At 44.2% G+C, this 985-nt stretch carries 1 protein-coding gene; it reads right to left on the bottom strand.

Annotated elements, in window-relative coordinates; translation table 11 throughout:
* Positions 1 to 247: 247 nt before the first annotated feature.
* On the bottom strand, positions 248 to 985 hold a 738-nt coding region (locus B3S92_RS04205; protein ID WP_296203012.1), incomplete at its 5' end, for a hypothetical protein.

Below are 985 nucleotides of genomic sequence, written 5' to 3'. Positions count from 1 at the left end.
TGGCCGCCGTCTAAAGCGATATGAACAGGCCTGGCACTGGCACCAGATACCCTCGATACTCTTAAAACATCCACCACAACAACTTGCTGCCTAGCTGTTTTAGCTAAGCGCTTAACAAAGTCGCTGACAAGCGATGTTTTTTGTGTGATTTCTGACAGTTTCATAAAAAAATAACCCCAAACAAATTGAATGATTGGGGTTATTATCGCTTGCTGTTAGCTTTGATTAGTTGGGGTGTTCCAACAAACTACTTGCCAACACTGCGGCGGTAGTGGCTTGCTTTTAGCCCGCGACGCATATTACGTGCTTTTTGTGGGTCAATGTTATAGATATTGCGCTGTAAGCCTTTAGCAAATGACATCATACGCTTACGAACCGCTGAACCCGTGGTTGATTTTCTGCGAGCTTTTTTAAGGGCTGCTTTTTGGGCTGCACTCAAGCGAACCTTGCCAGCAATACGCTTGTTAACAACCTTGACTTTACCATCGCGCACCGCTTTGACTGCTTTGTAAGTAACGTTTTTACCGCCTACCTTGCGTCGCGTTTTACGACCAACTGTTAAAGGTTTTTTGGCTGCGTCGTACATACCCTCTTCATCTTCTTCTTTCATCATTGCGTCATAAGTGGCTTCGTCACCGTATGCAAATACTGAAATAAAGTCGTCTAGCTCGTCATCGGCTGGCATGTTCTCTAAGATGATCTCTGATGCTGTTTCGATCGCCGCGTCTGCAATATCAACGTCGCTATCAAACACATCATTAATCAAATCTTCATCAATGCCTAGAGTGCTCATAGCGTCTGCGATATGGGCTGATAAGATTGTTTTTACAGTTAAGTCGATTTCATCGTCATCATCTTCTGGATCTTCAACAAATGACTCAAGGATTAGGCTATCCAATAACTCACTTGGTAGTAGCTCTTGGTCCTCAAAATCAACCTCTGACATGATGCCTGCCAGCATAAACGCTACTTGCAGTGCTGCTAA

The sequence above is a fragment of the Psychrobacter sp. UBA3962 genome, from assembly GCF_002385225.1.
GTDB lineage: Bacteria > Pseudomonadota > Gammaproteobacteria > Pseudomonadales > Moraxellaceae > Psychrobacter.
This window is presented reverse-complemented; position numbering and strand designations above follow the sequence as displayed.